1 protein-coding gene is annotated in these 299 nt (G+C 63.9%); it reads left to right on the forward strand.

Features of this window, described 5'->3' with window-relative positions:
* The coding region (locus RTW80_RS28590; RefSeq protein ID WP_312721474.1) for an Ig-like domain-containing protein at positions 1–299 on the forward strand (299 nt) is incomplete at both ends.

Raw genomic sequence — 299 nt, forward strand, 5'->3', positions numbered from 1 at the left:
CCGTGACCATCACCTTTGGCGGCAAGTCTTACACCGCCAAAGTCGATGCCGACGGCAACTGGACGGCCACCGTGCCTTCCTCGGATCTTGCGGGTCTGAAAGACGGCGACGCCAGCGTGCAGGTGAGCGTCACCAACGTGAACGGCAACAGCGCCTCGGCGGGCCGCGAATACAGCGTGGACGCCACCGCGCCGACGGTGTCCATCGAGATCGTCAGCGACAACAACATCATCAACGCGGCCGAAGCGCAGCAGGATCTGGTCGTTAACGGTGTCTCCAACGCCGAAGCGGGCCAGACC

The organism is Escherichia sp. AM3, from assembly GCF_032029835.1.
GTDB lineage: Bacteria > Pseudomonadota > Gammaproteobacteria > Enterobacterales > Enterobacteriaceae > Escherichia > Escherichia coli.